Annotated in this window: 23 protein-coding genes and 1 tRNA gene; 19 read left to right on the top strand and 5 right to left on the bottom strand. The window is 46.6% G+C overall.

All coding sequences use genetic code 11. From position 1 onward, the window contains the following. Positions 1-939: 939 nt before the first annotated feature. Entirely contained in the window at positions 940-1,899 is a 960-nt protein-coding gene (locus tag JAO78_RS01035) for a carbohydrate kinase family protein (protein ID WP_226749496.1), read from the top strand. 656 nt (positions 1,900-2,555) lie between these two features. After that, complete coding sequence (locus JAO78_RS01045; protein WP_226749497.1) at positions 2,556-3,056, top strand: DUF3016 domain-containing protein; 501 nt, start codon at positions 2,556-2,558, stop codon at positions 3,054-3,056. Positions 3,057-3,126: 70 nt separating this feature from the next. On the opposite strand, the gene JAO78_RS01050 is transcribed toward JAO78_RS01045, so the two are convergent. Further along, a complete protein-coding gene (locus JAO78_RS01050; RefSeq protein ID WP_226749498.1) occupies positions 3,127-3,432 on the bottom strand; it encodes a primosomal replication protein PriC in 306 nt (101 codons plus the stop codon). A gap of 132 nt (positions 3,433-3,564) precedes the next feature. On the opposite strand from JAO78_RS01050, the gene JAO78_RS01055 reads away from it, so the two are divergent. Then, positions 3,565-3,993: a MerC domain-containing protein gene (locus JAO78_RS01055; protein ID WP_255654319.1), complete on the top strand. Its 429-nt coding sequence runs from the start codon at positions 3,565-3,567 to the stop codon at positions 3,991-3,993. Positions 3,994-4,067: 74 nt separating this feature from the next. Here JAO78_RS01055 and JAO78_RS01060 read toward each other — a convergent pair whose 3' ends face one another. The 3 genes from JAO78_RS01060 to rsgA all read right to left on the bottom strand — a co-directional run bounded on the left by JAO78_RS01060 (position 4,068) and on the right by rsgA (position 6,885). Next, positions 4,068-4,769 carry a glycerophosphodiester phosphodiesterase gene (locus tag JAO78_RS01060; RefSeq protein ID WP_226749500.1) on the bottom strand — a complete coding sequence of 234 codons (702 nt, stop codon included), beginning with the start codon at positions 4,767-4,769 and terminating at the stop codon, positions 4,068-4,070. Positions 4,770-4,971: 202 nt separating this feature from the next. After that, positions 4,972-5,829 (bottom strand): archaetidylserine decarboxylase, encoded by an 858-nt coding sequence (gene asd, locus JAO78_RS01065; RefSeq protein WP_226749501.1) that lies wholly within the window; start codon positions 5,827-5,829, stop codon positions 4,972-4,974. Between the two features lie 21 nt (positions 5,830-5,850). Continuing rightward, positions 5,851-6,885 carry a small ribosomal subunit biogenesis GTPase RsgA gene (gene rsgA / locus JAO78_RS01070; protein ID WP_226749502.1) on the bottom strand — a complete coding sequence of 345 codons (1,035 nt, stop codon included), beginning with the start codon at positions 6,883-6,885 and terminating at the stop codon, positions 5,851-5,853. Positions 6,886-7,013: 128 nt separating this feature from the next. Between rsgA and orn the strand changes: the two genes are divergently transcribed. The 3 genes from orn to JAO78_RS01085 all read left to right on the top strand — a co-directional run bounded on the left by orn (position 7,014) and on the right by JAO78_RS01085 (position 8,041). Next, positions 7,014-7,562, top strand: a complete 549-nt coding sequence (orn, locus tag JAO78_RS01075; protein ID WP_226749503.1) for an oligoribonuclease — start codon at positions 7,014-7,016, stop codon at positions 7,560-7,562. A gap of 74 nt (positions 7,563-7,636) precedes the next feature. Beyond that, a tRNA-Gly gene (locus JAO78_RS01080) sits at positions 7,637-7,712 on the top strand. A gap of 125 nt (positions 7,713-7,837) precedes the next feature. Next, positions 7,838-8,041, top strand: coding sequence for a DUF1289 domain-containing protein (locus JAO78_RS01085; protein ID WP_226749504.1), 204 nt, complete (start codon positions 7,838-7,840; stop codon positions 8,039-8,041). Here the strand turns inward: JAO78_RS01085 and queG are convergent. Next, on the bottom strand, positions 8,010-9,137 hold the full coding sequence (gene queG / locus JAO78_RS01090; protein ID WP_226749505.1) for a tRNA epoxyqueuosine(34) reductase QueG: 1,128 nt from the start codon (positions 9,135-9,137) through the stop codon (positions 8,010-8,012). The genes JAO78_RS01085 and queG overlap by 32 nt on opposite strands. 232 nt (positions 9,138-9,369) lie before the next feature. On the opposite strand from queG, the gene tsaE reads away from it, so the two are divergent. From tsaE to rlmB, 13 genes are all read left to right on the top strand, one after another. Continuing rightward, the gene (tsaE, locus tag JAO78_RS01095) at positions 9,370-9,843 is read left to right on the top strand and encodes a tRNA (adenosine(37)-N6)-threonylcarbamoyltransferase complex ATPase subunit type 1 TsaE (RefSeq protein ID WP_226749506.1); all 474 of its coding nucleotides are present in this window, start codon (positions 9,370-9,372) and stop codon (positions 9,841-9,843) included. Then, the gene (locus tag JAO78_RS01100; RefSeq protein WP_226749507.1) at positions 9,830-11,206 is read left to right on the top strand and encodes an N-acetylmuramoyl-L-alanine amidase; all 1,377 of its coding nucleotides are present in this window, start codon (positions 9,830-9,832) and stop codon (positions 11,204-11,206) included. Before tsaE ends, JAO78_RS01100 begins: the two co-directional genes overlap by 14 nt. A gap of 1 nt (position 11,207) precedes the next feature. Further along, positions 11,208-12,995, top strand: a complete 1,788-nt coding sequence (mutL, locus tag JAO78_RS01105) for a DNA mismatch repair endonuclease MutL (RefSeq protein WP_226749508.1) — start codon at positions 11,208-11,210, stop codon at positions 12,993-12,995. After that, positions 12,985-13,914, top strand: coding sequence for a tRNA (adenosine(37)-N6)-dimethylallyltransferase MiaA (gene miaA, locus JAO78_RS01110; RefSeq protein WP_226749509.1), 930 nt, complete (start codon positions 12,985-12,987; stop codon positions 13,912-13,914). The genes mutL and miaA overlap by 11 nt, the downstream gene beginning before the upstream one ends. Positions 13,915-14,004: 90 nt before the next feature. Further along, positions 14,005-14,262 carry an RNA chaperone Hfq gene (gene hfq, locus JAO78_RS01115; RefSeq protein ID WP_226749510.1) on the top strand — a complete coding sequence of 86 codons (258 nt, stop codon included), beginning with the start codon at positions 14,005-14,007 and terminating at the stop codon, positions 14,260-14,262. Positions 14,263-14,280: 18 nt separating this feature from the next. Next, complete coding sequence (hflX, locus tag JAO78_RS01120) at positions 14,281-15,561, top strand: ribosome rescue GTPase HflX (RefSeq protein WP_226749511.1); 1,281 nt, start codon at positions 14,281-14,283, stop codon at positions 15,559-15,561. Between the two features lie 54 nt (positions 15,562-15,615). After that, positions 15,616-16,773, top strand: coding sequence for an FtsH protease activity modulator HflK (gene hflK / locus JAO78_RS01125; protein WP_226749512.1), 1,158 nt, complete (start codon positions 15,616-15,618; stop codon positions 16,771-16,773). Between the two features lie 6 nt (positions 16,774-16,779). Next, on the top strand, positions 16,780-17,661 hold the full coding sequence (gene hflC / locus JAO78_RS01130) for a protease modulator HflC (protein ID WP_226749513.1): 882 nt from the start codon (positions 16,780-16,782) through the stop codon (positions 17,659-17,661). Between the two features lie 105 nt (positions 17,662-17,766). Further along, entirely contained in the window at positions 17,767-18,930 is a 1,164-nt protein-coding gene (locus JAO78_RS01135; protein WP_226749514.1) for an aminotransferase class V-fold PLP-dependent enzyme, read from the top strand. A 115-nt stretch (positions 18,931-19,045) separates the two neighbouring features. Then, complete coding sequence (locus tag JAO78_RS01140; RefSeq protein ID WP_226749515.1) at positions 19,046-20,341, top strand: adenylosuccinate synthase; 1,296 nt, start codon at positions 19,046-19,048, stop codon at positions 20,339-20,341. A gap of 197 nt (positions 20,342-20,538) precedes the next feature. Continuing rightward, entirely contained in the window at positions 20,539-21,159 is a 621-nt protein-coding gene (locus JAO78_RS01145) for a tetratricopeptide repeat protein (protein ID WP_226749516.1), read from the top strand. A gap of 67 nt (positions 21,160-21,226) precedes the next feature. Then, positions 21,227-23,569 carry a ribonuclease R gene (gene rnr, locus JAO78_RS01150; protein ID WP_226749517.1) on the top strand — a complete coding sequence of 781 codons (2,343 nt, stop codon included), beginning with the start codon at positions 21,227-21,229 and terminating at the stop codon, positions 23,567-23,569. 31 nt (positions 23,570-23,600) lie between these two features. Beyond that, positions 23,601-24,335 carry a 23S rRNA (guanosine(2251)-2'-O)-methyltransferase RlmB gene (gene rlmB, locus JAO78_RS01155; protein ID WP_226749518.1) on the top strand — a complete coding sequence of 245 codons (735 nt, stop codon included), beginning with the start codon at positions 23,601-23,603 and terminating at the stop codon, positions 24,333-24,335. Positions 24,336-24,387 lie beyond the last annotated feature (52 nt).

The raw sequence follows: 24,387 nt of genomic DNA on the forward strand, positions 1-24,387 counted from the left end.
GGAATGGCTGAGGGGCGCCTCTGCCCCCGCCACCGACTTACAGTTACAGCAACATCATAACAATTTTCAGCACGATGATGATTAAAACTGGGTCTATTTCGACTTTCAACTCGATTTTCATCTTAGCTCCTTACAGGTTGGGGTTGAAGTTTGGGTAAAATTCACGGTTTCCCGCGGAAGTACCCGGCGAGGTGTTATCTAACTAGCTTTTCAGCTTGTCTTGAAAACATCATCAGGCTAAGAAACGGATATGGCCCGAGTCCGCCACTTCCTCCAACAAGGGATTAAGATCGTCGAAACTGGAATAAGATAGTGTGTTTACTTCAGTTGGTCAATCGGTTTTCACGTCGCTGGTCGGTACTTAGGTACTGACTTATAAAGGCTTGAGCCGTATGCAGGGAAACTCGCACGTACGGTTCTTAGGGGAGGGACAAGCAGTAATGCTTGTTCCTTACCCGACATCTGCCCAAGCATCTTTTTTCGATGTGTTAAAAACCCGTAAAGCGCTGCTTTACGGGTTTTTTTATCGGTAAATTCACTGCTTTAAGTCGCATTGTAATGATTTAAATTTACATCACGCTTGATATGGTTTTCCATTTAGCTGCTAATTATCTGTATGAAAACCATTGTATTGCCCTAAATAGGTTTTGTTTTCTTGTGTTTTCGGCCCATTTAGCCTGCCCATTTAGTCCTAAATGCAGGTGTTTTAAGCTGAGGTTTTGCTTAAAACATCACGGTTATTGGCTCTTTTTACACCACACTCAAAATGCTGAACGCTATTATATTTATGCTGTTTTTCGCCGTAATTTTGTACGGCTTCTGTTATAATAAACGCCTTGTGGCGCAGTAGGAAAAAGTCGAGCTAAAAATCTAACTTATTGATGTTTAAATTGAATTGTAACGAAGCATCCAGTAAATAACCTAATAAAAGGAAGCGAAATGAAAGTTGTGTGCATCGGCGAAATGTTAATTGACTTTGTTTGTACAGATACGAACGCAGGCTTAGTTAACGGCGTAAATTACGTGAAAAAATCAGGTGGTGCGCCGGCGAATGTGGCGGCCTGTATTGGTAAATTAGGTGCGGATGTTTCGTTGGTAGCGGCCGTGGGTAACGATCCTTATGGTCAGTATTTAACTGAAGAAATTAAAGCTTATCATGTGAACACGGATTTTGTGTCGACATTACCGATGTCGACCACTTTTGCTTTTGTGTCATTAGCGGATAACGGTGAGCGTGAATTTGCGTTTAACCGCGGTGCCGATGAGCAACTGTGCCTGAGCGATGCAGCAATTGAGCAATTAACCGATGATGCCATTGTACATTTAGGTTCAGCCACGGCTTTACTGGGTGGCGAACTTAGCGCCAGTTATTTACGTTTGGCCACTGCCGCTAAACGTAAGGGTAATATCATTTGTTTTGATCCCAATTTTAGAATTGGCCTTTGGCAAAACCGTGAAGAAGAATTCAAAGCTAAGTGCGAGCACTATTTTGCGCTGGCCGATATCGTTAAAGTAAGCGATGACGAATTAGTGTTGTTAAGTAATGAAACCGATATGCAAAAAGGCTGTCAGTACTTTCATGATTTAGGCGTGAAGATTGTACTGGTTACTTTGGGCCCTAAAGGCTGTTTAATTTCACATCTGGGGCAGCAGACTTTAGTGCCAGCTTATGAAATAACCGCCATCGACACCACAGGGGCGGGTGACTCTTTTATTGGTGCGGTATTGTTTAAGATGTCGAAAACGGCGGCTGGCGACCATTTTTATCGTGAGCAAATTGCCGATTTCGTGGCTTTTGCCGGTAAAGTGAGTGGTTTGGTCTGTGCCACTATTGGTGCAATGGCTGCATTACCCACATTGGCTGAAGTAGAAGCCGGTACTTTTATTGTTAAAAAGTAAGTAGGCGTAACCTCGCAAGCCTGCATCAGGCAGTGCTTGCTGGGTAATGAACATCAGCGCGGGGAACACGGTGAATGGCGGTGATGGCATCACCTTGATTGGCAAAGCGGTTAGTCGCTACTTAGCAAAGGCTCCGCAGTATACTCGTTGGTGATCAACCCGTTGATCATGGTTGAACGTAAAGCACCTTAAAGTGACAACACTTTATATTCACTCGCAGCAATAGCGTACTGGCCACATCGCGCTGTGAATACAGTTGTTCTTTTTCTTGCTTGCTGGTAGGTATTACAGGTATTGGCATCGGATAGTGTTTTGCATGGATATGCTCGGCCATCCTTTTCACTTGATCATCAGATGGTGAATTATTTAGTGCTTAGCAGCGCTGTGGCATAGTAATTAAGTAAAGTCAGGTGTTGGCAGCCAACTTTGAAAGAGGCTGTAACCATGTCAAAGTGTGGCCTAATTACAGAGCGATACGCTTGCTCGAATGAAGAGAAGCGCTTTTATTTAGGCGGAGTGTCAGTTTGTGTGGCCATTTTATGCGGTTAAGCAACAGCATACCGTTTGTCAGTTGCTGTGTTCAGCTTGCATAAAGCTAACTTAGCCTATACCTTTTAAATGTTGTAATAACTCATCAGTTATTCGAGGAGGTTAAAATGCGTAACAGTATATTAGCAATGACGCTGCTAGCGTGGTCAGGGCTTAGTGTCGCAGCAGCCGAGCTAACACTAAACTTTGATGATCCCAAAGGTTTTACTGATGTAAGGCCGACTAATGATACCCGTAGTCGCTATTCTGAAAGAGTGGTCGCGGCATTTACTGACTCCTTTAACGAGTTGGCCGCAGAAATGCCAGCCGGATATAAATGGCAAGTCACGGTAACCGATATTGATTTAGCGGGTGATGTTGACTATTTTGCTGGGCCAGCCGGTCAAGCTTTACGCATTGTTAAAGATATTCATTCGCCTGCTATTCGCTTTACACACCAATTACTCGATGCCAGTGGTCAGACGGTGTTAAGTGGCGAGGTAAAGGAGCGTGATATGGGCTTTTTGCAGCGCTTAGGCCGAGCCAATTCGCGTAAAGAATTTGAATTTGAGCATAAAATGCTGGAAGACTGGTTTAAGAAAACGGTAAAGCCTGCTTTGAATGACTAGTACCGGTATCGGTAGTCAATCACAAACCATGTGTGAAAGGGGTAACGGCTAAGCGGTTACCCCTTTTTTGTTATTTGATGATGTGTCGAAACTCAGCCAAGGTTTTGTGTAACAGTTTGAGTTGTCGAACCACACGCTCTAAAGTTGCGGTATTGAATTGCTGGCTTTGCCGCATCGCCGCGATGTGTTCTGCAGTTTCAGCTAAGTAAGGCATAAAACGATTACTTTGCGCACTAAATCCTGCTTCTTTAGCAAATACCGCCTGATGATTAGCCTTACCCTCTTGTTGCAATTGCTCTAGCAGTGCATCGGCATCGAGGGCTTTACGATAAAGCTCTTTTAGATTGTCATCCAGTTGTTCCAGTAGAGTATCCATAACGCATCTTTTCAAATCATTAAAATTAGCGAGCTATTATGCCATAAAGGCTGTGGTAGCAGAGTCCAAAACAGAGATAATTTGTGCCGAGCCATTCCATTATAAAATGTTTTGTTATACTATATCTTTTATATGATTTCGTGTTTTAAGGATATCGCAGTGATTGCCAAAGCGAGAGTGTTGTTTGATAAGGTAGGAATAATGGTCACATCGTTATGTGCCATTCATTGCATTATGCTACCTGTCATTCTGCCTATCCTACCTTTGTTAGGTTTAACTGCCGGCCACAACCATGCGTTTGAAGGCATAGTGTTACTGCTGACCATGGCCTTAGGTTTCTTCACGTTATTTGTGGGTTTTCATCGTTATCATCGTAAACTTTACCCATTTTATGCGTTGTTTTTAGGTGGTTTTATTTATTGGCAACGTGGTGCTTGGGGTAGCGAATACGAACACCTTATTTTGATTGTCGGTGCCACCTTAGTGGTGTCAGCGCATGTTATGAATATGCGCTTATGTAACAGTTGCAATAGCTGCGAAGACGAACATCAACCGTCTTAATTCTGCAAACGCATCTTTAAAATCCCGCTACGGCGGGATTTTTGTTTCTGACGATTTACTGCTTTTTGCGCCGTTTAGTTTGACGCTGAAAGGCGCTGTCGGCTGCGCGCCGGATAATTGCTAAAGATCCCATCTACGCCATAGTGCTGCAGCCGCGCAATATCATCGGCTTGATCCACGGTATACACATAGACTTTTAAGCCACGGGTTTTGGCGTCATCGACAAACGCTTGGTTAGTAAAGCTAACATCACAATGCACCGAGTAAGCCCCTAGTTGCTCTGCAAAAGCCGCATAATCAAGCGGTAAGCTGGCCGTTAACGCCCCCAGTTTTAAACTAGGTTGCGTGCGTTTAATGGTATGCAGTAAATGGTGATTAAACGAAGAAATCAGCAAGCGTTGGCAATCGAAAGCCAATTCTTGCTCGGCGCGCTGCAGTAACTTAACTAAGGGTTCGGCAGTATCTGCGCCTTTTAACTCAATATTTAACCAGACTTTAGATGGCTGTAATTGTTGTAATACTTGCCACAGTGTCGGTACGCGCTCACCGCGCCCGGCATCAAGCTGCTGTAATTGGGCTAAAGAAAACTGATATAAGCTGCCTTGCCCATTCGTGGTGCGTGCCACATGATGATCATGGATAACGATCAACTCACCTTGCAGTGCAAACACATCTATCTCAATAGCATCTGCGCCTTGAGCTATCGCTTGCTCAATCGCCAATAGTGTATTTTCTGGATACTCACCACTGGCACCACGATGCGCGATGATTTGCATACTCATTCCTTAAAAACTCTTTTTACTTAGTTTACTGCAGATAAAGGGCCGGTTGCGGATTTTTTTCATCAGCTTGACGGGGCAACTGAAAGTAAATAGCCAAGATTAGAGAGGTTTAGCTGAGGAGGCAGTGAAAAAGGGCGTTGTGACGAGAAAGAAGAGAAGAGCAGGACATCCGTATATCCTGCTCAGGTATGACTGTTTAGGTTATGTTAGCAAATGGCGTACCCATGCGAGTGACGGTGCCGGGTTGCTGATCGGCTAAAAATGCAACTTTGCCAGCAGGGAAAGCTAAGATAACCGTTGAGCCGAGTTTAAAGCGGCCCATTTCGGCGCCTTTTTCTAAACGAACACTGTTTAAACCGCTCGCCGGATAATTCCAACGGAAAATACTGCTGCCCGCTGGTGGCGTGACGGTACCGGCCCAGACGGTTTCAATGCTAGCAACGATCGTAGCACCGACTAATACCAAGGCCATTGGGCCAAACTCGGTATCAAAAATCGTTACCACGCGTTCGTTACGGGCAAATAAATCAGGCACGTTTTCAGCCGTTAATGGATTAACCGAAAACAACTCGCCGGGCACGTAGATCATTTCACGTAATACGCCAGTTACCGGCATATGAATACGGTGATAGTCTTTCGGTGCTAAGTAAATGGTCGCAAATTCACCACCTAAGAAAGGCGCGGCGGTTTGTTCTTTACCCCCTAATAAGCTTTGTAAGCTGTAGTTATGGTTTTTAGCTTGCACCAGTTGGCCTGAGACAATTTCACCCAGCTGGCTAATGGCGCCGTCCACTGGATGGGCGATAATCGCCGGATCGCTGTCCAGCGGGCGAATACCGTCTTTTAACGGCCGAGTAAAAAACTCATTAAAACTGGCATAGTCACTGGCGCGTTCAAATTTAGCTTCCTGCATGTTGATGTTATAGGCTTTGATAAACAGTTTAATCAGCGCATGGCTGATAAAGCCTAAACGGGCAGCGGCCAATTTACCCACTAAGCGGGAAATTAAATGCTTTGGTAGCATATATTGCAGGGTGATTTTTAGTTTATCCATAGCGGGTCGATACTCTTAAAATTAAAAATGATTCGGTTTATCCTGCGTCATGCTGGTCAGGATTTTTAAATAACTGTCGTAACGTTCTTGGCTGATCGCGTTTTCAGCTACGGCATGTTGAATGGCGCAGCCGGGGTCTGTGATATGTTTACAGTCGCGGAATTTACAGCGCCCCAGCCAAGGTCGAAATTCAATAAAACCTTGCGTTACTTCTTCAGGTGATAAGTGCCATAAAGCAAATTCGCGGATCCCTGGCGAGTCGATCAGTTCACCACCTTCTGGCAAATGATATAACCGCGATACGGTTGTAGTGTGCTGTCCCAGCCCTGAAAGCGTTGACACTTCACGCGTTACTGCCGCCAAACCTGGCATCAATGCATTCATCAACGACGACTTACCCACGCCAGATTGACCAACAAAAATACTGGTACCACTGTGAATATACTCTTGCAGTGTACTCATACCCTGGCCGCTGTTGGCGCTTAATAGCAAACAGGTGTAATTGAGTTGGCGATAAAGTGCAAGTTGCTGTTCTAATTCTGCTTGCGCGGTCTCATCGAGTAAATCGGCTTTATTAATGACGAGCAAGGGTTTAATGCCGGTCATCTCTGCCGCGACTAAATAGCGGTCAATAATATTAAAAGACAATGCCGGAAGAATGGCAGAGACAATAATCATCAGGTCAATATTGGCTGCCACAGGTTTTAGGCCGTCATAGAAATCAGGACGTAACAAAACCGAACGGCGTTCTTCGACTGCTTCAATCACGCCATCAATACTGCCAGTAGCCTGGGTGCTGCGCCGCCATATTACGGTGTCGCCCGTAACCACCGAACTGATGGTGCGCCGCATACTGCAACGGATCACCTTACCTTGGGCATCTTCAACGTCGGCATGCTGACCAAAGCGACTGAGTACCAAACCTGGCTCAGGCGCTAATAAGAGTTGTTCATCCCAGTCGACGGCACCTTTTTTAGCATTACGTTGTAAACGTCGCTGCTCATTTTTGGCAATTCGATCGTGCTGGCGCTGTGTTAGATGTTTTTTCTTGGTCACTGGTTACCGTTTTTCTGTAAAGGATGCTATTACTGTTAAGCTTAGGACGTGTATCATACCTGCAATCTGGGTTGTAACAAAGCAGCAAACGTTTCAGCCCACTCACTTCAGAAAGGTACTGAATAATTATGACAGTGAATGATAGCAACTTGGTTTGGCTTGATTTAGAAATGACGGGGCTGGAACCAAAAACCGATGTTATTTTAGAGATGGCCACTATTGTGACGGACAGCGAGTTAAATATCTTAGCCGAAGGTCCGGTCTTTGCCATTAAAACCGCGGATGATGTGTTGGCGAATATGAACCCTTGGTGTGTTGAGCAACACGGTAAGAGTGGCTTAACGGCTCGTTGTCGTGCCAGTGACGTCACGCTAGCCGACGCGGTTGAGCAAACACTGGCCTTTTTAAGTCGCTATGTTAGCCCGGGTAAATCGCCGATGTGTGGCAATAGTATAGGGCAAGACCGGCGTTTTTTGGCAGAATATGCGCCTGAGTTCGAAAGCTTCTTTCATTATCGAAATGTCGATGTCAGCACGATAAAAGAGTTAGCGAAACGCTGGGCGCCTGAAGTGATTAAACACGTACAAAAAACCAACAGCCACTTGGCGATGGACGACATTCGTGAGTCAATTGCTGAATTAGTGACCTATCGCACACATTTTTTTCGAATTCCTTAAAAAAATGCTTGCATCGATTGGCCAGTTTTGTAAAATGCGCGCCATCAGTAAGCAACTTCGGTTGCAAGCATGATGCGAGTTTAGCTCAGTTGGTAGAGCGCTACCTTGCCAAGGTCGAGGTCACGAGTTCGAATCTCGTAACTCGCTCCAAATTAGAAAAGCAGCCCTAGTGGCTGCTTTTCGCTTTTCTGAATCTGCGATATTGCCAAATATCTTTTTTTAGACAACAATTCTTAGCAAAATGTTATGTTGAGACACAGTGCTAAGGATTTGCAATGGCGCTCTCCCCATGTGTTAGAAACTGCTGTCTAGACCAACACGACTGCTGTTTGGGATGTGGCCGTTTATTGGCTGAAATTACCGAATGGCATCAGGCTAATGAGCAACGAAAAACGGAAATTGTCGAGCAGGCGGCAGCACGACGAGCAGAGCGGCCTGTTAATCAGTTTAACTATCTCGCGGCAGACCCTTCTGAATAATCCGTACTAAACGTTCGGTACTTCTTGGTAATAAATTGGCTTGTTGCCAGCTTTTTTGTTTTTGCTGTGCTAGCGCCCAGCGAATATGCTCTTTTACTAACTCACTGGCGTCAGCCAACCGTTGCTGTAATATCTCACTAATAGCAGGGTCATAAGGCGCATTGCCCAGCGCAACGGCAATGTTTCGTAGCCAGCGTTCAAAGCCAATCCGCCTAATGGCGCTGCCTTCGGTTAACTGCAAAAAGGTCGCCTCATCCCATTGAAAAAGTGCTAACAGTGACTGATCTTGCCAGTGTGGACGACGTTGAAAATCGCTTTCCTGACTCAATGGCGCGGCTCGATTTATCGGGCAGACTAATTGGCAATCATCACAGCCATAAATACGATTGCCGATTTGCGCTCGAAACTGTTCAGGGATCGCATCGGCTAATTCAATAGTGAGATACGAGATACAGCGGCGGGCATCAACAACATAAGGCGCCACTATGGCACCAGTTGGGCAACTGGTTATGCAAGCCACGCAGCTACCGCAATCGCCGTTGTGTGGCGTGTCGATGGGCAAATCGAGATTCACCAGTAATTCGCCAAGGAAAAACCACGAACCGGCTTGCTCGGCTAACACCAAGCTATGCTTGCCAACCCAGCCTATACCGGCTTTTTGTGCTAAAGGCCGTTCTAAAATGGGTGCCGAGTCGACAAAAGGGCGGCCGGCTAATTCAGCACTGAGTGTGGCAATCTTCTGGCCCAGTTGCTTTAAACGTTGGCGCATTAATTTATGATAATCTCGCCCCAGCGCATAACGGCTGATATAGGCCAAGTTAGGATCGGCTAAGTTAGTGGCAAAACCTGCTTGCTGCGGTAAATAATCTAGGCGTACGCTAATGACACTGAGCGTACCGGGTTGTAATTCAGTGGGTCTGGCACGCAACATGCCGTGTTGCGCCATATAATGCATTTCACCATGGAAGCCAGCGTCTAACCATTGCTGTAAGTGCGCTTCATGCTCAGCTAAGTCAGGTTTAGTAATACCACAGGCCTGAAAACCTAATTCAGCGGCCCATTGTTTAATTTGATCTGCTAGCTGCTGTTTTTCCATACTGAACTCTGTATTTGTCATATCGCGCTTTTCTAGGCGCTACTTTAACATAAATTGTCAGTGGTCTTTTGGCATTTAGACTTCACCTCGATGGCTATAAGTGGCTAACTAGCGGGAACTTGAAGCAATTTACTCAGTCTGACCACACGCTTGAGCGGTTTTTCTTCCTGCATGCCCTACAAGTTTGTTAACATAGCCAACGGCAATTAAAGATGGGTGTTGAGTTATTACTGTGGTAGAACTTAAGGTACAAATTGATAGCGAAGCGCAAACGGCAGCGTTCGCGGCAAAACTGGCGGCGCAACTGCACGGTGGTTTAGTTCTGTTTCTGCAAGGGCCTTTAGGCGCGGGCAAAACCACTTTTTCTCGAGGTTTAATTCAAAGCTTAGGCCACTCGGGTAAAGTAAAAAGCCCAACTTATACCTTAGTTGAACCCTATGATTTGCTAGGCCTACAAGTTTATCATTTTGATTTGTATCGGTTACATGATGCAGAAGAACTGGAATTTATGGGGATCAGAGATTATTTTAATGCTGATAGCCTATGTTTAATTGAATGGCCTGAACGTGGTTTTGGCTGTTTGCCTGAACCTGATTTAACGCTGGCTTTTTCGCTGGATGCCACTTCGCGTCATTTGGTTATCACGGCGCATAACGCACATGTTCAAACTTTATTGACAGCATTGACGGATAATGAAAAAAACTAACGCGCTGCTTGCTCATCTCATCTTGTATTGTCTGTTACTGCAAAGTGCGGTGGCGTTTGCCAGTAATCAGGTGCAGAATATTCGTATTTGGCCCTCGCCAGACAATACCCGCGTGGTATTTGATTTGGCTGCTGCCCCAGAATATAAATATTTCACCTTAGAAAACCCAGAACGCTTAGTCATTGACTTAAGTCGCGTCACGGGCGCGACCACACTGCCAGCGATCAGCGGTGAAGCCCCGCTGATCCGAGATATTCGCAGCAGTGGCACTAAAAACACCATGCGCATTGTGCTCGATTTAAGCAGCGCAGTTAAACCGACGATTTTTGCACTGACCCCGACACCGCCTTATGGCCATCGTTTGGTGGTGGATTTACCCGATAGTAAAGCCAGTAGCAGCAGTGCCAGTAGCGCGCCGGTTGAGACTCGCCCTGTGACGAACAGCAGCGCAAACACCGCCAGTAGTCGCCAGGCGATTCCTGCGACGGTGCGTGCCGCTCGCGATATCATCATTGCTATCGATGCCGGACACGGTGGTGAAGACCCCGGTTCCATTGGCCCCAGCGGCATTTATGAAAAAAACTTAACCCTGCCTATTGCCAAGCAATTACTGGAAACCATTAACCGTGAGCCCGGTATGAAAGCCACCATGGTGCGGACCGGTGATTACTATGTGCATGTGAATAGCCGCACTGATATTGCGCGGCGTATGCAAGCAGATTTGTTAGTATCCATTCACGCGGACGCCTTTACTTCACCTCAGCCTAAAGGGGCTTCAGTATGGGTGTTATCGTTACGTCGAGCGACCTCAGAGGTCGGTCGCATGCTAGAGCAAACGGAGCGACACGGTGAGTTGTTAGGCGGTGTTGCGGAAGTGATTAAAGACTCGGCCAATGAGCGCTATTTAGCGCAAACGGTACTCGATTTATCAATGAATCATTCGATGGTAACGGCACATCAAGTGGCTAACCAGGTCTTGTCTGAATTGGGCAAAGTGACGACTCTCCACAAAAAAGAGCCGCAAGCTGCTAGCTTAGGGGTGTTGCGCGCGCCGGATATTCCGTCCATCTTAGTTGAAGTCGGTTTTATTTCTAACCCGCAAGAAGAGCGTTTATTGCGCAGTAGTTCGCATCAGCAAAAATTAGTGCAGTCATTATTTAATGGTTTGCGCCGTCACTTTGAGTTATCGCCTCCAGCCGATTCGTTATTTGCGCAGCGTCGTTCGAAAGAGCACCGCGTGCAAGCAGGGGAGTCTTTATCGTTATTAGCACAGCGTTATAATGTGTCACTAGACGAGTTACGCCGCCATAACGAACTGCGTAACGACAGCATTCGCATTGGTCAGGTGTTGCGGATCCCCTAATATGCCCATTCAATTATTACCCGCGCAATTAGCTAACCAAATTGCGGCTGGTGAGGTGGTGGAACGCCCCGCCTCCGTCGTAAAAGAATTGGTTGAAAACAGTTTGGATGCGCAAGCCACTCAAATAGATATTGAATTAGAAAAGGGTGGCAGCAAGCTGATCCGGATCCGCGATAATGGTGTGGGCATCGCTGAAGCGGAATTAGTGCTGGCGCTAAGTCGACATGCCACCAGTAAAATTAGCAGCTTAGCGGATCTGGAACAGATTGAGAGTTTAGGCTTTCGCGGTGAAGCGCTAGCCAGTATCAGTTCAGTGGCGCGTTTAACCCTCACATCAAAACCGGCGCAGCAAGCCGCTGCTTGGCAAGCCAGTGCTGAAGGCCGCGATATGGCAGTAGAATTGCGACCTGCCGCCCATCCCGATGGCACGAGCATCGACGTGGTTGATTTATTTTTTAACACCCCAGCTCGTCGGCGTTTTTTAAGAAGCGATAAAACCGAATTTACGCATATTGATGAGTTAATCAAACGCTTAGCCTTAAGTCGTTTTGATGTGGCATGGCAACTGAGCCATAACGGCCAAGTGGTGCGTCGTTTACCGGTTGCTGATACGGCTGCGGCCAAGCAAAAACGCTTAGCGCTGATCTGTGGTCGTAACTTTGCTGAGCAAGCACTGTGGATTGAAAATCAATATGGTGAGATCAAACTCAGTGGTTGGATTTTACCGGCGATGGCCTGCCAAGCGGTCAGTAGCGGCCAATACAGTTATGTGAATGGTCGTATGATGCGCGATAAATTGTTAAATCATGCGATCCGACAAGCCTACGGTGACTGGTTAGCCGCTGAACTACAACCGGCTTTTGTACTTTATCTAGAGCTGCCGGCTAACGACGTGGATGTCAATGTGCACCCCGCTAAACACGAAGTCCGTTTTCATCAAGCACGTTTGGTGCATGATTTTGTGGTGAGTGCTTTAGCCGATGCCTTAACGCAAGGGCAAGACAGCGAGCCTAAGCCTGCTTTAGCGGCTGAATCACCTAGCATGACTACTTCGCAAACGCAGGTCGCATCGCCGCAGCCAAACTCAGCAGCGGCACAAGCCGCTTATGCCACGCGACATGCTGCAACGGGATATACGAAAGCGCCGTTGTATCAGCCGCAACAAGGCCGTGTCACGGCGCGTGCTGTTCATGACAGCGTAGCTGCTAAACCTGCTGTGGCTTCAGTACGAGCGCAAATCAATTATCAGGCAGCAACGTTGCAAGCCGCGACTGAGCAAGTTGCCAGCCCTACACCGCATTACTTTTTGTTAGAGAATCGGTTTGCACTTTGTCAGGAGGCTGAGCAATTATTTATGGTTGATTTGCCCGCCAGTATTGCTATTCAGTGGCAGTTAAAGGTACAAAGTGCCCCATTATTATTACCGGTGCGCTTAACCGTGGCGTCGGCTGAATTTGAACCCTTGCTCGCGGCGGCTGACAACTTTTCGGCTTTAGGTTTCGATTTACTGTTAAAAGATCGCACGGTGATTATTCGCGCAGTGCCCATTTGGCTAAGACACACGGCAATAGGCCAATGGTTCGGTGAGTTTTTGTCTACACTAATTACTGTGCAAACTGACGGCTTAGCCGAAGCATTACTCGATGTGTTGTTGCGCCAAGGCTTTTTACAAGCCGATTTATTGTTAGGTGTGTATCCCGCAGCACTGAGCAAAGCGCAACGCCGGGCGCTGGCGCTCAGTTTTGATGCGGCAACGCTGCAAATACGGAAGGCTAACGATGCCCACTGATTTACCGGTCATTTGTTTAATGGGCCCCACGGCGTCGGGCAAAACCGCTTTAGCTATCGCTTTAAAGCAACAACTGGTTAACGCAGAGCTGATTAGCGTAGACAGCGCTTTAGTCTATCGCGGTATGGATATTGGCACGGCTAAGCCCACCCCTGCAGAGTTGGCGCAAGCCCCACATTTTTTGTTAGATATTCGCGATCCGGCAGAAAGTTATTCTGCAGCCGATTTTCGTGCTGATGCGTTACAGTTGATTGCGCAGATCCAGCAGCGTGGCAATGTGCCGATTTTAGTCGGCGGTACCATGTTGTATTTTAAAGCCTTACTCCAAGGGATTTCGGAGCTACCCGCTGCTGACAAGGCCATTCGTGCTACACTGGAAGCTGAAGCGGCCGAACATGGCTGGTCTTATTTGCATCAACAGCTTGCAGCCGTGGATCCTGCAGCCGCACAACGGATCCATCCGAATGATCCACAGCGGATTAATCGTGCTTTAGAAGTTTATCGCTTAACCGGGCGCAGCTTAACGGAATTAACTGCGGAAAAACCTGAACCTTTTCCGTATAAAGTGCACCAATTTGCCATTGCGCCGACCGATCGTGCGGTATTACATCAACGTATAGCATTACGCTTCGAGCAAATGTTAGCGCAAGGTTTTGAGCAGGAAGTGCGTGCGTTAACACAGCGCACAGATTTACACGCTGATTTACCATCAATAAGATGCGTTGGTTATCGGCAAATGTGGGATTATATCGCTGGAAAGCTTACTTATCAGGAGATGGAAGCTCAAGGCATTGCTGCAACGCGGCAATTAGCGAAGCGCCAATTAACTTGGCTGCGCAGTTGGCCAGAATTACATTGGTTAAAAAGTGAAGTGAAACTTGAGGAAAACTTGCAAGCTGTCATTTCTTCGCTAAGCTAACAGAGGCAGCAAATATTTCAGGTTTAACAACTTGAAATAAAAATAATAATACCAATATAAAGCCTAATTAATAAAAAAGGAAAGCGCGACATGGCAAAGGGGCAATCTTTACAAGACCCATTTTTGAACACCTTAAGACGGGAACGTATTCCTGTATCAATTTATTTGGTGAATGGGATTAAATTACAGGGTCAGGTTGAATCATTTGACCAATTCGTCATTTTGCTGAAAAACACGGTAAGTCAGATGGTGTATAAACACGCTATTTCTACCGTTGTACCTGCTCGTGCGGTTAACACTATGGTTGCTCACGGTAGCCAAGGTGATGACGACGAGGAAACGGAATAATTAGCGGAGTAGCAGCGCTTGTTTGAACTCTCTGAGCTTGCAGAACAAGCCGTATTAGTGCACGTTAATTTTCCGCAGGAAGCGTCAACTGAAGATTTGCAAGAATTGCAGATGTTGGTGTCGTCTGCGGGCGTTGCCACCTTGCAAATCCTCTCAAGCAATCGGCCTGCGCCAGATGCAAAGTTTTTTATTGGCACCGGCAAAGCAGATGAATTGGCTGCGCTGGTAGAAGAACTCGCGGCCACTGTGGTGATTTTTAATCACGAGCTGTCGCCTGGCCAAACTCGCAACCTAGAAAGACATTGTCAGGTTCGAGTAATTGATCGCACCAGCTTGATCCTCGATATTTTTGCGCAGCGGGCTCGCACCTACGAAGGTAAGCTGCAAGTCGAACTGGCCCAATTACAGCATCTTGCTTCGCGTCTGATCCGTGGTTTTGACAACGAACGGCAAAAGGGTGGTATTGGTTTACGCGGGCCGGGTGAAACGCAGCTTGAAAGCGATCGACGCTTATTGCGTGAGCGGGTTAAAGCGTTAAAACAGCGTTTGCAAAAAATGTCACGGCAGCGGGAGCAAGGGCGGCGGGCTAGACAACGTTCTGAACAACCTGTGCTGTCGATTGTAGGTTACACCAATGCCGGTAAGTCGACGCTGTTTAATCGGCTAACCAGTGCCAGTGTGTATGCTGCTGATCAGCTTTTTGCGACACTGGATCCTACCTTACGTAAAATTAACTTGCCGAATTTTGGTGAAGCGATTCTGGCTGACACAGTAGGATTTATCCGCCATTTACCGCATGATCTGGTGGCTGCGTTTAAATCAACCTTACAAGAAACACGGGATGCTGATATTCAATTGCACGTGATTGATGCGGCAGACGCTCGGCGCGACGAGAATATGCGTCAGGTTCAATTGGTGTTGCAAGAAATTGACGCAGCAGATGTGCCACAGTTATTGGTTTTCAACAAAATTGACCAATTAGGCCAGCAGCCCCGTATAGAATACAACGATGACGGTTTACCGGTTGCCGTTTATCTATCGGCATTAGCCGGCGTGGGGCTCGACTTACTTGAGCAAGCTTTAGCGATGTTATTGTCGCAACAACATTTGCAATTAACCTTATTATTACCGCCAGAGGCGGGTAATTGGCGAGCACGGCTTTATCAACTGCAAGCTGTGTTAGAGGAAACCTTTTTGAGTGATGGCCGTTGCCAGTTAAAAATTCAGCTGTCGGCAGCACAGTGGGCTCGTTTGTTAAAACAAAGTGAGCAGCAACTCGAAAACTATATCGTCAGCTAGACACTTTTTTGATACATTAACCCTTAATGACAACTTACGGTAATGGAGTTAAGCATGGCTTGGAACGAGCCGGGCAATAACGGCAAGAATAACGACCCTTGGAAACAAGGCGGTCGTGATCAAGGCCCGCCCGATTTAGATGAAGTATTCCGCAATTTAGGTAAAAAACTAGGCGGAGTTTTTGGTGGTAAAGGCGGTGGCTCTGGCAACGCAGGTAGCGGTGGCAGCTCTATCTTGATGATAGTGGTGTTAATTGTTGCGATTGCGGTTTGGGCTTTAAGTGGTTTTTACACCATTAAAGATGCAGAACGTGGTGTGATTTTACGCTTCGGCCAATATCATGAAGAAGTGGGCGCGGGTATTCACTGGAAACCTACTTTTATTGATACTGTAACACCAGTGAACACCCAAGAAGTACGTTCATTACGTGCAGATGGCTTTATGCTAACGCAAGATCAAAATTTGGTTCGAGTGACCTTTGAAGTGCAATATCGTATCTTCAATGCTCGCCAATACTTGTTCTCTGTGGTTGATGCCGACAGTAGTTTGCGCGAAGCCACCGATGCGGCGCTACGTTTTGTTATCGGTCACTCTATTATGGATGATGTGTTAACGCGTGGTCGTGAAGTGGTTCGTCAAGATACGCGGATCGAGTTAGAAAGCATCATCGACCCTTACAACATGGGTTTAACCTTAGTAGATGTTAACTTCCGCGATGCTAGACCGCCAGAAGAAGTGCGTGACGCCTTCGATGACGCGATTAAAGCGCAAGAAGATCAAGAGCGTTTTGTGCAAGAAGCAACCGCTTATGCTCGTGAGATTGAACCGCGTGCTCGTGGTCAGGTCAATCGGGTGATGCAAGAAGCTGAAGCATACAAGCAACAAATCGTATTACGGGCTCAAGGTGAAGTGTCACGCTTTGAACAATTACTGCCGCAGTATCTCGCTGCACCTAAGGTTACACGTGATCGGATGTATTTAGAGACCATGGAATACGTGTACTCGAATACCTCTAAAATTTTGGTTGATGTTAAAAACAGCAACAACCTGATGTATCTGCCGCTAGATAAGTTGATAAATCAAGGTGCAGCTGCAACGCAAGGTAAAGCCGTGACGCCATTACCTGCGCGCAATAGCCAAGATGTGTCGACCGCGCCAGTGTTCCCTGAAACCAGTCGCGCTAGTTCGCCTCGAACCGGAAGTGGGAGATAAGCGCCAATGAAGAATTTTATTATTGCCATTGCCGTCGTGCTTGGTATCGTTGCCACTTCAGCGCTGTTTGTAGTGCCTGAAGGTGAGCGTGCGATCGTGATTCAATTCGGTAAGATCCAACGTGATGCTGAAAACCAGGTGCGCGTTTATGAACCGGGTTTACAGTTCAAAATTCCTTTTATTCAAGTGGTGCGGTTGTTAGATTCGCGTATCCAAACCTTGGATGATCAGGCTGACCGTTTTGTTACCGCAGAGAAAAAAGACTTATTAGTTGATAGCTATGTGAAATGGCGTATCAAAGATTTTGGTGCTTATTTCTTATCTACGGGTGGCATAAAGTCTCAAGCTGAAGTGTTGTTAAAACAGTACATCAATAACGGCTTACGTACTGAGTTCGGTGCCAGAACGATCCAAGAGATCGTTTCAGGTGAACGTACCCAGTTAATGCAAAGTGCACTATCACAAGCCGCGCAAGCAGCAAATGAATTAGGCATTGAAGTCATCGATGTGCGAGTTAAGCAAATTAACTTACCGACTGAAATCAGCGATTCGATCTTTGCGCGGATGCGCGCTGAGCGTAAAGCGGTAGCCGATGAGCACCGTGCTCGTGGTCGTGAGCAAGCTGAAATCATTCGTGCTGATGTCGATGCGCGTGTCACGGTCATGATCGCGGATGCAGAACGTAATTCTCGTTCAGTGCGAGGTGAAGGCGATGCAGTCGCAGCGAAGGTCTATGCAGATATGTACAACAAGAATGCCGAGTTCTATTCTTTTGTACGTAGTTTAGAGGCTTATCGGAATAGCTTTAATTCGAAGAGCGATATCCTGGTTGTGCAACCAGATAACGAGTTCTTCAAATACATGCGTACTGAAGAGCCGCAAAACTAATGGCTGTGCTACTTTAGCCACACATATTGCGTAACATTTAAAGGCCCGAAAGGGCCTTTTGTTCAACTAAAGCGGCAGCGCGTTTATACACGTTAGGGGTCAATTATGTATCAACAGTTTTTTTCGCATTTTTTACAAGCGAACCAAGGTACTCAACATTTTGCCTGTCATTCACATCATTACTGGCCTGATGTGACCCGCGCTGCAACCCTCGCTTATTGGGATGACAGTGCCCGCTTAGTTGACCAAAAATGGCATTACATTTTTGGTACTAAGATCCCGTATACCCAGCAATTAATTGCCGATGTACTGAATTTGCCGTTGCCCGAACAACTAGTATTTGCACCTAACACCCATGAATTAGTGATGCGTTTACTCAGTTGTTTCGATTGGCAAAAACCCTTAAAAATTCTGACTACTGACAGCGAGTTTTATAGCTTTCAACGGCAAGTTAAACGTTTAGCCGAGTGGGAGAGTGTTGAAGTCGAGGTGATTGCCACTGAACCTTTTGCTAGCTTTGAGCAGCGCTTTATTGAGGCGGCCGCAAAAGGTGGCCACGATATGGTGTTTTGCAGTCAGGTCTTCTTTAATTCAGGTTATGCGATTGCTGATTTGAGCCACTTTGTAAAGCAATTGGCTGCCGTTACTGAGGCGATGATTGCAATTGATGGTTATCACGGCTTTATGGCTTTGCCGACAGACTTATCTACGATTGCTGAGCGGATTTTTTATATTTCAGGCAGTTATAAATATGCGCAAGGTGGTGAGGGGTGCTGTTTTATGGCAGTGCCTGCGGGCAGTGAACAACGACCGCTTTATACCGGTTGGTTTGCCGAGTTTGGCACCTTAGCCGCCGACAAATCGGCGTTGGTGTTATACAGTGAAGATGGTTATCGCTTTGCCGGTGCCACGATGGACTTCACGGCCTTGTACCGATTAGAAGCGGCGCTACTGCTTTATAAGCAGCAAGGTATTACGGTAGGACGCATGCATCGTTATGTGCAGCAATTACAGCAGGGCTTCTTACAGTTGCTAGATCAGTTACAGCATCCGCTATTAAATCGTGAGCACTTGCTTATGCACAATCAGGCGCATCATGGCCACTTTTTTACATTTCGATTAGGCAGCAGTAGTCAGGTAGCAGAGCTGGCAGGTTTGCTAAAACAGCACAAAATTGAAACAGATTTTCGTGGGGATCGGCTACGTTTTGGTTTTGCCCTGTATCAAAATCTCGAGCAGTTTGATTTATCATGCCTTAAAGCACTGTAAATAAACAAGTTATTCAGGCCAAATAAAAATTTGGCCTTTTTTTCGTCTGGACGGCTGAAACTTGTCAGTCAATTTGCTAAAATTCACGCCTAATTTTTTGTGTGATGTGGGAACCATGGCCAAAAACGTCGTTGTGCTCGGCACTCAATGGGGTGACGAAGGTAAAGGTAAGATTGTTGATTTATTAACCGATAAAGCCAGTTATGTGGTGCGTTATCAGGGCGGCCACAATGCCGGTCATACCTTGGTGATAGACGGTGAAAAAACTGTATTACATCTTATCCCGTCAGGTATTTTACGTAGTAACGTAAAATGTGTCATTGGTAATGGTGTGGTGTTATCGCCAGAAGCCTTTTTAAAAGAGATGACCATGCTAGAGCAGCGTGGTGTTCCGGTTAAAGAGCGCTTGTTAATCAGTGAAGCTTGTCCTCTTATTCTGCCATTTCATGTTGCCTTAGATGTGGCGCGCGAAGTTGCGCGTGGCGATAAACCTATCGGTACTACAGGTCGCGGTATTGGCCCAGCTTACGAAGATAAAGTTGCCCGTCGCGGTTTACGAGTCGGTGACTTGTTCAATCCTACTTTGTTTGCTGAAAAGCTGAAAACAGTGATGGATCTGCATAACTTTACGCTGACCGAATATTACAAAGTTGATGCGGTTGATTATCAAACCACCTTAGATAACGCCTTAGCCATGGCTGATTTATTAAAATCGCTGGTTGTTGATGTGACTGAGTTATTAGATCAAGCGCGCAAAAATGGTGATGAGATCATGTTTGAAGGTGCTCAAGGCACTTTATTAGACATTGATCACGGTACTTATCCCTATGTCACTTCTTCTAATACTACGGCGGGCGGTGTTGCTACGGGTTGTGGTTTTGGCCCGCGTTACTTAGATTATGTTCTGGGTATTGTGAAAGCTTACACGACACGTGTGGGTTCAGGTCCGTTCCCAACCGAGTTAGATTGCGCCATCGGCGAACACCTTGGTGTTAAAGGCCACGAGTTTGGTGCGACTACAGGTCGTAAACGTCGTTGTGGTTGGTTTGATGCCGTTGCTGTGCGCCGTGCAGTTCAGTTAAACAGTATTTCAGGTTTCTGTTTAACCAAGCTGGATGTGATGGATGGCCTTGAAACCGTGAAAATCTGTGTCGGCTATCGCCAACCCGATGGTTCAGTGTTACAAACACCTCCTTATGCTGCTGAAGGTTATGAGCAGGTAACGCCGGTATTAGAAGAAATGCCTGGCTGGTCAGAAAGCACCTTTGGTGTACAGCAGTTATCGGCATTACCGCAAGCTGCCCGTAACTACATTGCGCGCTTAGAAGAGTTGACCGGTGTGCCAATTGATATTATTTCAACGGGTCCGGATCGCGTGCAAACTATCGTATTGAAGCATCCCTTCAATTAAGCCTTGGTTTTGCATTGAAGAACGCTACCTTAGAGTAGCGTTTTTTTTGCTCGCCGCTCAGCCCCTGTCGCTTTGACATGGCATTTTTTGCGATGTACTAGGCTGCATAGGGTGGTGATTTTATGAGCTGGTCTAATTTTTGCTTAATAATTAGCATTTAGGCATTTTTGCCGCCTCTATTACGGTTAATTGACACTATGCATAAGTTATTGATTGGAACACTGTTGGTGGGCTTATTACTGAACACCACGGCTCAAGCACAAGAGTTGCAAGCAGTCGAATTGTATTCACAAGATGAGTTATTAACGCTGATAAAGCGTAATGCGCATTTACAACGGGTGAAAGCCGATGATTGCCAGCTCGTGCGCGATATTGAAGCCCGCGCCGATATTATGAAATTGCCATCTTACCAGTTTTTATTTGGTGACATGTTAGCCTACGGCGTTTGTGTGCCGCGCGATGTAGAGCGGGGCTGGGATTTTATGTTACAAGCTGCGGCACAAGGCTTACCAGAAGGTTTAGAGCAAATTGGCCGTTATTATCATATTGGCCGCTTTGTGCAAAAAGACCTAAACAAAGCGATTATTTATTTGCGCGAAGCCGCTGCGGTGGGCAATCTTAATGCCAAGATCCGTTTAGCTGAAATCTTGGTCGCAGGGCAGGGTAGCCCTACCGATTTTGAGCAGAGTTATCGCTGGTTACATCATGCTATTACCGCAGATCCTGCGGTTCATGCTAAACTAACTAAGTTAAAGCAACGTCTGGCAGAAAAAATGCCTGCCAGAGTGGTTGCGAATGCCGAACGGCCTGTCAAATGAAAGTCATCCTATTTTCTTGCCAAGCTGTTACACTGAATAGTATTAAAAGGAAAACTAAGTTTAATTAATGACGGTAAATGATCCGCATCTTGCGCGTGAGCAAGAAAAATACGAGAACCCTATCCCCAGCCGTGAATTTATTCTCGAGCATATTGAGAAACGGCAACAACCTGCCTACTTTGAAGAACTCGTCTCTGAATTAGCCTTAACGGATGATGATGCCATTTTTGCCCTGAAAAAGCGTTTACGGGCGATGGAGCGTGATGGTCAATTGTTGTTCACTAAGAGCAAGCGTTATGGCTTGGTTGAACACATGGATTTGGTCAAGGGCACCGTGATTGGTCACCGTGACGGTTTTGGTTTTATCAAATTAGAACAAGGCGGCCCTGATTGGTATCTGCCTTTTCATGAAATGCAGCGGGTGATCCCCGGTGACTTGGTGTTGGCGACGGCCACCACCATCAAAAGCAAAGATAAAGTGGAAGCGCGCGTGGTACGCGTGCTTGAGCCCCGCAGCGAGCCCATTGTTGGCCGCTATTACAAAGATTCTGCCATCTGTGTGGTGGTACCCGATGATGCAAGGATCTGTCAGGATATCATTATTCCTGATGGCCAGCAGGGCGCGGCACGACATGGCCAAGTTGTCTTGGTTGAAATTAGCCAGCGGCCCTCGAAACGGGTTAGTGCAACGGGTCGCGTAATTGAAGTACTGGGCGAGCATATGGCGCCGGGTATGGAAATCGAAGTCGCTATTCGTAATCATCAAATTCCGCATGTTTTCTCTGACGCAGTATTAGCCCAAGTGGCCGAATATGGCGAAGAAGTTCCTGCTGCCGCTAAGCAAGGGCGTATTGATTTAACGGCACTGCCTTTAGTGACGATTGATGGTGAAGATGCTCGTGATTTTGATGATGCGGTTTATGCCAAAGCCAAAGATAATGGCGGCTGGACGCTTTGGGTTGCCATTGCCGATGTCAGTGCCTATGTGAAATTTGGTACTGCACTTGATCACAGTGCCTTAGAGCGTGGTAACTCGGTGTATTTCCCTGACCATGTGGTGCCGATGTTACCAGAAGCACTTTCAAATGGTTTGTGTTCACTGAACCCGCATACTGATCGACTGTGCTTAGTCTGTGAAATGCAAATTAGCAGTCAAGGTAAATTAGAAAGCTACCAATTTTATGAAGCGGTCATGCATTCAGCGGCGCGTTTTACTTATAATAAAGTACACGCCATTTTACAGGGCGATGCCAAGTTAAGGCAGGAATATGCTGAGCAACTGACCAATTTAGAAACGCTGTACAGCTTGTATAAAAAGCTTGCTAAAGTTCGTGCACAGCGAGGCGCTATTGAATTCGAAACGGTTGAAACGCGCTTTATCTTTAATAGCCATCGCAAGATTGAACAGATTGTGCCGGTGCATCGTAACGAAGCGCACAAGATTATTGAAGAATGTATGATCATGGCGAACGTGGCGTCTGCCCGCTTTATTGAAAAGCATGAAGCGCATGCGTTATTCCGCGTACATGAACGCCCCGATAGTGATCGTTTTGCTAATTTCCGGCGCTTTTTAGCCGAATTGGGTATCGAAGCCAATTTATCAGCTGAACCCACGCCATTAGAGTTAACCACCACCTTAGCCGCGTTAGCTGATCGTCCCGATCGCGAGTTGATCGAAATGACGATGCTGCGTTCGATGAAGCAAGCTGTTTATCAAGGGGATAACCAAGGTCACTTTGGGTTAGCGCTGGAAGCGTATGCGCACTTCACTTCACCGATACGCCGTTACCCGGATCTGGTATTGCATCGCGCCATTAAGGCGTTATTAGCCAAACAGCAACAACCGGTGACGGGGCCAAAAGCCTACACTGAAAAAGAAATTGCGCCCTTAGGTGAACAATGTTCGATGACAGAACGCCGTGCGGATGATGCAACGCGTGAAGTCGCCGATTGGCTAAAGTGTGAATACATGCAAGATCATTTAGGCAGTGAGTTTGCCGGTGTGGTATCAACGGTTACTAACTTTGGTTTATTTGTGCGCTTAAGCGATTTGTATATCGAAGGTTTGGTGCATGTTACGTCGTTAAACAACGATTACTATCGGTTTGATGCAGAGCGCCAAGTCTTAACCGGTGAACACTCTGGTGTCAGTTATCGTATGGGCGATCTGGTGCAAGTGAAAGTGGTTGCCGTTAACCTTGAAGCGCGAAAAATTGATTTAGCCATGGTGGGCGTTGAGCATACGAAGGTGTCAGGTCGTAAAGTGAAAGCCAGCCGTAATGCTGCCTTTGAAGCGAAAATGCAAAACACCGGTAGCAAAGCGAAAAAGCCTAAAGCGGCGGCCGCGAAAAAAACCGTAAAAGCCAAAGCCACGGCGGCGAAAAAGCCACGGCGTGCCAAAAAGAAATAAAGGCCGTAAGGCTAGATGAGTGACGATAAACATGAGTAATGATGTTGTATTTGGTTTTCACGCGGTTAGCGCGATATTAGAACGTACGCCAGCCGATGTATTAGAAATTTTCGCGTTAAAAGATCGCGAAGACAAAAGAATGCAACCGTTGTTGCAACAAGCGCGGCAAGCAGGCATTTCTATCCAGTTCTGCAATCGCCGCACTTTAGATGATATGACGGGTGGTCAGCATCAAGGTATTGTGGCTAAAGCGCGTTTAAGCAGTGGTGGCAATGAAGCTGATCTGGCCGCCTTGTTAGATAGCCAAACTAAACCGTTTTTATTAGTGTTAGACGGTGTCACCGATCCACACAATTTAGGCGCTATTTTGCGCAGTGCTGATGCCGCCGGTGTGCATGCGGTGATTGCGCCTAAAGATCGCTCTGTTAAGCTCACCTCAGTGGTTCGAAAAGTGGCCTGCGGCGCCGCTGAAAGCGTGCCTTTTATTACTGTGACTAACTTAGCGCGTACTTTACGTCAACTGCAAGAAGCTGGGGTATGGGTAGTGGGTACGGCTGGCGAAACAGAAACCTTAGTCTATCAAGCTGATTTGCAAGGGCCATTAGCCTTAGTGTTAGGCGCTGAGGGGGAGGGACTGCGCCGTTTAACGCGGGAAACCTGTGATGTATTGGTAAAAATTCCGATGTTTGGCAGTGTTTCTAGCTTAAATGTTTCGGTTGCGACGGGTATTTGTTTATTTGAAGCGGTACGTCAACGTGCTCAATAACCGGGCTTAGCCGATCCTAGCGCCCTCACTTAGCGTAAACACACTTGATAAC

The organism is Alishewanella maricola (genome assembly GCF_016343785.1).
Taxonomy (GTDB): domain Bacteria; phylum Pseudomonadota; class Gammaproteobacteria; order Enterobacterales; family Alteromonadaceae; genus Alishewanella; species Alishewanella maricola.

Coding starts and splice junctions, on each gene's coding strand:
- JAO78_RS01035 (WP_226749496.1), top strand. CDS start 940: ATGAAAGTTGTGTGCATCGGCGAAATGTTAATTGACTTTGTTTGTACA.
- JAO78_RS01045 (WP_226749497.1), top strand. CDS start 2,556: ATGCGTAACAGTATATTAGCAATGACGCTGCTAGCGTGGTCAGGGCTT.
- JAO78_RS01050 (WP_226749498.1), bottom strand. CDS start 3,432: ATGGATACTCTACTGGAACAACTGGATGACAATCTAAAAGAGCTTTAT.
- JAO78_RS01055 (WP_255654319.1), top strand. CDS start 3,565: ATGATTTCGTGTTTTAAGGATATCGCAGTGATTGCCAAAGCGAGAGTG.
- JAO78_RS01060 (WP_226749500.1), bottom strand. CDS start 4,769: ATGCAAATCATCGCGCATCGTGGTGCCAGTGGTGAGTATCCAGAAAAT.
- asd (WP_226749501.1), bottom strand. CDS start 5,829: ATGGATAAACTAAAAATCACCCTGCAATATATGCTACCAAAGCATTTA.
- orn (WP_226749503.1), top strand. CDS start 7,014: ATGACAGTGAATGATAGCAACTTGGTTTGGCTTGATTTAGAAATGACG.
- JAO78_RS01085 (WP_226749504.1), top strand. CDS start 7,838: ATGGCGCTCTCCCCATGTGTTAGAAACTGCTGTCTAGACCAACACGAC.
- queG (WP_226749505.1), bottom strand. CDS start 9,137: ATGGAAAAACAGCAGCTAGCAGATCAAATTAAACAATGGGCCGCTGAA.
- JAO78_RS01100 (WP_226749507.1), top strand. CDS start 9,830: ATGAAAAAAACTAACGCGCTGCTTGCTCATCTCATCTTGTATTGTCTG.
- mutL (WP_226749508.1), top strand. CDS start 11,208: ATGCCCATTCAATTATTACCCGCGCAATTAGCTAACCAAATTGCGGCT.
- miaA (WP_226749509.1), top strand. CDS start 12,985: ATGCCCACTGATTTACCGGTCATTTGTTTAATGGGCCCCACGGCGTCG.
- hfq (WP_226749510.1), top strand. CDS start 14,005: ATGGCAAAGGGGCAATCTTTACAAGACCCATTTTTGAACACCTTAAGA.
- hflK (WP_226749512.1), top strand. CDS start 15,616: ATGGCTTGGAACGAGCCGGGCAATAACGGCAAGAATAACGACCCTTGG.
- hflC (WP_226749513.1), top strand. CDS start 16,780: ATGAAGAATTTTATTATTGCCATTGCCGTCGTGCTTGGTATCGTTGCC.
- JAO78_RS01135 (WP_226749514.1), top strand. CDS start 17,767: ATGTATCAACAGTTTTTTTCGCATTTTTTACAAGCGAACCAAGGTACT.
- JAO78_RS01140 (WP_226749515.1), top strand. CDS start 19,046: ATGGCCAAAAACGTCGTTGTGCTCGGCACTCAATGGGGTGACGAAGGT.
- JAO78_RS01145 (WP_226749516.1), top strand. CDS start 20,539: ATGCATAAGTTATTGATTGGAACACTGTTGGTGGGCTTATTACTGAAC.
- rnr (WP_226749517.1), top strand. CDS start 21,227: ATGACGGTAAATGATCCGCATCTTGCGCGTGAGCAAGAAAAATACGAG.
- rlmB (WP_226749518.1), top strand. CDS start 23,601: ATGAGTAATGATGTTGTATTTGGTTTTCACGCGGTTAGCGCGATATTA.